The sequence below is a fragment of the Actinomadura sp. KC345 genome, assembly GCF_004348515.1.
Classification (GTDB): domain Bacteria; phylum Actinomycetota; class Actinomycetes; order Streptosporangiales; family Streptosporangiaceae; genus Spirillospora.
Window position 1 is genome coordinate 1 of sequence record NZ_SMKH01000385.1, and the last position, 6,125, is coordinate 6,125.

The following is a 6,125-nucleotide window of genomic DNA, read 5'->3' on the forward strand; positions in this document are numbered from 1 at the left end:
GGGACCCCGGAGGGCTCGCCGGCATGCCGTTCCAGCTGTCCCACGTGCCGAGCGAGTCCCAGCCGGCGCCCTGTGCGCCGTTCCGGGCCTCCGGCGGCGGCTGCCCGGGTCCGGGACCGGCGGAGGGACCTGCCTGGCCGGCCTGGGGAGGCGCGGCGGGCGCCTCCTCCGCGGCCTGTGACGGCCAGGCGGCGGCGTCCTCCTCCGTGTCATCGATGATGATCCACGGGTTCGCCTCCGGGGCCTCGCCGGCCGCGCCCGTGCCGGGCCCGGTGGCCCCCCGCTGTCCGTCGTTCATCCTGCTCGCCCTTCGAGTCTTCCGGGCCTCTCGGAGCTGTCCACGAACGGCTGGAGGAGCTTGGCCAGCGCCTTCTGCTGGATCTGCCGCACCCCCTCGCGAGAGAGCCCGAGCCGCTCACCGATGACGCGCAGCGCCTGTTCCGGCTCGCCGTCCAGCCCGAACCGGCGCGTCAGTACGTACCGTTCGCGCGGGTCGAGATTCGGCAAGCCGCGGCTGTTGAGAGCGCGCAGATCGAAGCGGAGCAGCACCTCGTCCTCGATGTTCAGGGACGGGTCGGGCAGCCGGTCCTCCCAGCCGACCTCTTCCTCCCCCTGGCCCGAGGCGGGCGCGTGCAGGCTGTCCAGCCGGGGAGCGTCGAGCACGCGCCTCACCTGGGCGACGGTCACCCCGGCGCGCCGGGAGATGGCGTCGTGGTCCGGCAGGGCGTTCGGCCCGGCCTCCTCCAAGTACGCCCGCTCGGCGGCCAGGATCGCGGGACGCTTCTCGAAGTCCCCGGGGTTGAGGTTGGGGTGGTCGGCGTCCCGTACCGCGCGCAGCACCTCCCGCTGGATCGGCTTGAACGCCCAGCTGGCGAACGGTCCGCGGCCCGGGTCGTAGGACGCGATCGCCCACACCAGTCCGACCTTGCCGGCGCTCTCGAAGTCCTCGCCGTGCTCGCTGGACTTGGACGTGAACATGGCCACATACCTGCGTACGAGCCCGAAGTTGGCGACCATGATCTCGTACGTGAGATCGTCGAACTCACGCTCGGTCCGCCGCAGGGCCAGCTCGGAGAGCATGTCGAGCTCACCCGAGTCGGCCCTCTTGCGCAGGTCGGTGAGCCGCTCCTGAAGTTCCATCCGCCTGGCGAAGAGCTCGTCATTGCGGGTACGGAACTCGTCGGCGGTAGGGCGGCTGCCGCCCACGGCCTGCTCGATGTTCATCCGTCTCCCTCGGCTTGTCGCGAATGCGAGGTCTGAACTTGTTGCTGCCCGAGTTGGATGCGACTCGGCCCGGGATCGGTCGGGCCAGAATGGGACCGTTGATACGTTCTCAGGCGCTTCGGACTGGCACGAAAGTTATCGGCGGGGGCCCGCGAGGGCCGATCGGCCGGAAGCCGGGGACAAACCCCAGATGAGCGGCTTGCCGCCGGCGGCGGCGGTTGTCCGGGGAAAGTGCCAACCGACAAGCCTGTTGACAAGAAATTGATATATTGTAGGTCAAACCTTGCCAGTCTGATGTGTGTTCGGTGTGTTGCCGGTGTGCGTACCAAGGGAACCAGCGGTCCACTTCCAACGTCGGGGTTGCGGATTCGCGAACGCGCGGACTCTAGAGGTCAGGGAGTGCGTGCGTAGGCTGCCGTAAGACCAGGCTGGGTCACGGGCCCCGCTTGCCAACGAAAGGACATGACCGTGGGAACGATCCTCAGCGATCTCGGTCTCGAATCGCCGCTCGTCGGAACGACGGTGACCGCGCACATCAAGTCGTCCGTACCGGACGGTTTCCGCTGCGCCGTCTACGACGTCGTGACAGGAGAGGCCCGCGACGCCATGCTGCCGCGCGCCGACGCCTTCGACCTTCCGGAGGGGGCCGCGCCGCCCCGGCTGAGCGCGGGCGACAAGCTCGTCGCCCTGGTCGTCGGCGTCTCGCCGGCGGCGGGTGAGGAGGACGAGCGCCTCATGCTCTCGGTGACGTCGCCCCAGCTGGTCGAGCGCGTCCTGGCGGGCTTCGTCGACGAGCTCCTCACCGGCAAGGTCGTCATCAAGGCGGTCGCCAGGGTCGCCGGGACCAAGACGAAGATCGCCGTGGCCCCCACCGTGAAGGGCCTCGACGCGCGGGGAGCCTTCATCGGCCGCGGCGCGAACCGGCTTCGCGGCGCCCAGGCCCTGCTGAACCACGCCTACGGCAGGGAGCGGCTGGAGATCATCGAGTTCTCCAACGACCCGTCGACGTTCCTGATGAACGCCATGAACCCGGTACAGGTCACCGACGTCCTCGTGGAACGCGGGGACGCGATCGTGGCCGTCGAGGAGCACCAGCTCTCCGGCGGCATCGGTGAGGGCGGCCTGAACGCCCAGCTCGCCGGGCGGCTGACCGGGCACTACGTCAGGGTCGTCAAGACCGGCACCGACATGCGCCAGGCGCTCGACCAGCTCGCGGCCGACAAGGCCGCCGCGGAAACGACATGAGGGGATCCCGGTGCTACCCGTGGTGGTGCACGCCCGGGCCGGGGTCCAGCCCGGCGGCGTAGAAGATCTGAGCTGTTCCGGTGAGGCGGGTCTGGACCGGGACTCGCTCGTCGCGGTCGGCCAGGCGCTGACCTGGCGGTCGGTCTTCACCAGCGGCGAGCTGACCGCGATCCCGCTGACCACGGCGTCCGCGGTGCTCGTCGGCCGCGACGAGGGTACGCCGCCGGAGACATGGCACGACAGGTTCACCCGCGGCCTCGCCCACCGGATGGCGGGCGAGCTCACGATCGCCTCGGTCACCGCGAACCTGATCGGCGAGGCGGTCCGCGGCCAGGGCAGCGAGGACGCGGAACTGCTCGGCTCGGCGATCGACGGGCTCAGCCGCCTGCTCACCGACCTGGAGGAGATGCGGGCGCCCGACGTCAAGGCGGAGCGGATCGTGGCCGACACCGTCCAGACCCACACGGCGCTGCTCGGCACTCTCGCGCACCAGCAGGTCTCCGCCCGGGAACAGGGCGCCTTCACCGTCCACACGGTGCGGTCGGTCTCCCGCCACCTGACCCGTTCGGACCTGGAGCCGATGCGGGCACGGATCGGGCTGCCCTGGCCCGCGTACGTCACCGACGGGGTCGGTGACCACCTGGGGCTGGCCCGGTGGCGTACCACCATGCAGTCCGCCGGCGACCAGCTGTGGTGCCGGCTCGAAGCCCAGAACGCGCTGGTCACCGAGCTGTGGCTGCGGAGCCCCCGGGAGCCGCAGGGATGAGGTACCCGAACCCCGTCCGTGTCATGATGACGTTGTCGCCGATCTTGCGGCGGAGCCGGGAGACGTGTTCGGCCAGGGTCCGGGAGACGCCCCGGTCGGTGCCCCACACGTGCAGCATGATCTCCTCCTTGGAGACGGCACGGCCCCGGTTGACCGCCAGGAACTCCAGGACGGCGTACTCCATGGGCGCCAGCCGCACCTCCGCCCCGTCCCGGAAGACCTGCCGGGCGGTGAGATCGAGCCGCACCGGGGGGATGTCGAGCAGGTCGTTGCGGGCCTCGTCGGCGTTGCGGGCGACGTTCCCGGCGCTGCGCCGCAGTACCGCCTGGATCCGGGCGAGCAGCACCTCCGGGTTGAACGGCTTGGTGACGTAGTCGTCCGCGCCCAGCCGCAGCCCGAGCGCCTGCTCGTGCGGCTCGGTGCGGACGGTCAGCAGGATCAGCGGCGTGGTGTTCCCCTCGTCGCGCAGCTGGTCGATGAGGGACAGCCCGTCGATGTCGGGGAGGTTGACGTCGAGCAGCGCGATGTCGATGTCGCCGCGGCGCAGCGCCAGCATGGCGAGCTCGCCGCTGGCCACGGACTCCACCTGGTGATGGCGCTTGCGCAGCAGGCCCGCGACCAGTTTCACCAGTCGCGGATCGTCGTCCACGACCAAGATCCGCGCCATGGCGCCAGCATAACGGAGGGGTGACCGCGATCCAGAGTGACAGCGAGCGGGGTGGGGTGCGGATGGGGCGCCGTTTACTGTACGGCGTGATCGCCTCCGTGATCGTCCTGACGGTCTTCGGCCTGGGCGACTCGCCGTACGACCGTGTCGGTCCCGGACCGGCCATCGCCGTCGGCTCGCCCGGCGGCGGGTCGTGGTCGGTCACGACCGCCCGGGTGCGGGACAGCAACTGGTTCCAGTGGCTGGGCGCCGAGATCACCGGTGAACGTACGATCCGGCCTGCGGGCCAGGGGTCCGGCGAGGACGCCGGCGCGGCGCCGGAGGTGGGTGACGCGATGGCCACGGCACAGACCCGCGCCGTCCTGGTGGCGGCCCAGCTCGCCGCGCGGCGGAACCCGGTGGGCGCCGCCGGCCTCCAAGTGGCCGAGGTCACCGCATCGGCGCGCGACACCGGCCTGAAAACCGGGGACATCATGCTGGCGGCGGGCCGGGGCGGCGACCTCCTCCCGCTGCGTGCGCCCGCCGACCTGGAGACCGCGGTCGCCGGCCGGAGATCGCCGCAGGTGCTCGTCGTCCCCCGGATCTCCGGTGACGTTTGGGGGAGCGCCGAGCTCCGGGAGATGCCCGCCGCCCGGCTCGCGGGGGTCCGGGCGGGCCCCCGCGTCTCGGCCACCGCGCACCGCCTCGGTCCCGTCGAGGGGGCGTCGGCCGGGCTCGTGCTGGCCCTGGCCCGCGTCGACGCGCTGACCCCGGGCGACCTGACCGGTGGGCGCCGAGTCACGGGGACGGGCGAGATCGGGCTGAGCGGGAACGTGTCCGGCGTAGGCGAGGTCGCCCTGAAGGTGGACGCGGCGGCCGAGGCCCGCATGGACGTGTTCTTCGTGCCGTTCTCGCAACGCCGCGAGGCGGTCGCGGCGGCCCGGGACACCGGGGTGCGGGTCGTGCCGGTCCGCACGGTGCCGGAGGCCGTCGGCTGGCTCTGCTCGACCGGCGGGCGCGCCCCGGTCTGCTGACGCCCCGTCCGGAGTCGGGTCCGGAGCCGCGCTCAGGGCTCGCGGACGTGGGGTAGCAGGGCGGCGAACAGCCGGCGGCGCACGACAGGGTCGGTCTTCCCGAGCCAGTCGGCGATCTCCCTGCGGATCTGCACCGGTTCCCCGGCGAGCAGGTCGCCCTTGCGGGGCGGCGTGAAGTCCGGCCCGGACGCCGGCCCGCGGCCGTCCGCGATCACGGCGACGTACCCGCGCACCCGCACTCCGCGCGGCACCACCCTGCGGATGCCCTTCACCGCCGTGGTCATGCCGGTGTCGCCGCCGGGGAATCGCTGCCCGTCGGCGGAGAACACTCCCGCGTTCGTCCAGGTGTAGGCCGCCGAGGGCCAGCGGCGGGCCATGACGAGGGCGAGCCGGTTGCCCCGCAGCACGGCGTGGTCGACGTAGCAGACCGCCTTCCCCGGCAGTTGCGGCGGGGTGAGCCCGTGCACGATCCGGACCCCCTCGATCGCGGCCAGCGCCTGCAGCTCGTCGGCGGTGGTCCTGGCCGCCTCGCGCGCGGCGGCGTTGTCGAGCCCCGCCCCGGGCACGTTGAAGATCTGGTAGCCGAGCCATTCGGGACCCATCAGCCGGTCCAGCTCACGGCCCTCCAGGACGATCAGCGGAAGCGCGGCCAGCCCCAGGCCCGCCACGGTGAGCGCGGCCAGGGCGGCGCAGAGCGTCCAGAACCCGTCGCCCCGGGCCTCGTTGGCGGCGAGCGCGGCGGCGGCCGCGAACGGCACCGCGCAGACCGCCCAGAGCCAGAGCTGGGACCGCAGCGCGGCCTCCCGCGCGATGACCGGTGCCGCGACCAGCGGGAAGAACAGCAGGAGGATGAACTCGATCGGGAGTTCCTCGGGCCACAACGCGTACACGGCGGCCAGGGACGCCACCGCCCAGACCACGATCGCCACCGCCGGGACGCGGTACGCGCCGAACCGGGGACGGACGGGAACGGCCGGTGCGGACCCGCCCGTGCCGGGCTTGGTGGTGACACCGGGCCCCGACCTGCGCGCGAACCATCCTGGCCGGACCTTCCCGAACCCCTTCCGGCCTCCTGTCTTCGCCTTCGGCTTCGGCTTTGCTTTGGCCTTCGGCTTCGCCTTCGCTTGCGCCTTGGGCCGGGCCTTCGGCTCCGGCTCCGGCTCCGGTTCGGGCTCGGGCTCGGGCTCCGGCCTGGGGCGGGGGCTGGGCT

Annotated in this window: 6 protein-coding genes and 1 pseudogene; 3 read left to right on the top strand and 4 right to left on the bottom strand. The window is 72.3% G+C overall.

What is annotated here, in order from left to right:
- Window positions 1-298 (bottom strand): annotated as a pseudogene (locus tag E1281_RS36045) (hypothetical protein); the annotation flags it as partial.
- Entirely contained in the window at window positions 295-1,224 is a 930-nt protein-coding gene (locus E1281_RS36050) for a sigma-70 family RNA polymerase sigma factor (protein WP_131884185.1), read from the bottom strand. The pseudogene E1281_RS36045 and the gene E1281_RS36050, both read right to left, overlap by 4 nt.
- Before the next feature lie 468 nt (window positions 1,225-1,692).
- Between E1281_RS36050 and E1281_RS36055 the strand changes: the two genes are divergently transcribed.
- Both E1281_RS36055 and E1281_RS36060 read left to right on the top strand, forming a co-directional pair.
- A complete protein-coding gene (locus E1281_RS36055; RefSeq protein WP_207943706.1) occupies window positions 1,693-2,469 on the top strand; it encodes a hypothetical protein in 777 nt (258 codons plus the stop codon).
- A gap of 10 nt (window positions 2,470-2,479) precedes the next feature.
- On the top strand, window positions 2,480-3,235 hold the full coding sequence (locus tag E1281_RS36060) for a hypothetical protein (RefSeq protein ID WP_131884187.1): 756 nt from the start codon (window positions 2,480-2,482) through the stop codon (window positions 3,233-3,235).
- Here E1281_RS36060 and E1281_RS36065 read toward each other — a convergent pair.
- On the bottom strand, window positions 3,192-3,902 hold the full coding sequence (locus E1281_RS36065) for a response regulator transcription factor (RefSeq protein WP_131884188.1): 711 nt from the start codon (window positions 3,900-3,902) through the stop codon (window positions 3,192-3,194). The two genes, E1281_RS36060 and E1281_RS36065, sit on opposite strands and share 44 nt — an antisense overlap.
- A gap of 62 nt (window positions 3,903-3,964) precedes the next feature.
- On the opposite strand from E1281_RS36065, the gene E1281_RS36070 reads away from it, so the two are divergent.
- The gene (locus tag E1281_RS36070; RefSeq protein WP_131884189.1) at window positions 3,965-4,915 is read left to right on the top strand and encodes a S16 family serine protease; all 951 of its coding nucleotides are present in this window, start codon (window positions 3,965-3,967) and stop codon (window positions 4,913-4,915) included.
- Window positions 4,916-4,947: 32 nt separating this feature from the next.
- On the opposite strand, the gene E1281_RS40820 is transcribed toward E1281_RS36070, so the two are convergent.
- A partial coding sequence (locus E1281_RS40820; RefSeq protein ID WP_207943707.1) for a hypothetical protein occupies window positions 4,948-6,125 on the bottom strand: 1,178 nt, incomplete at its 5' end.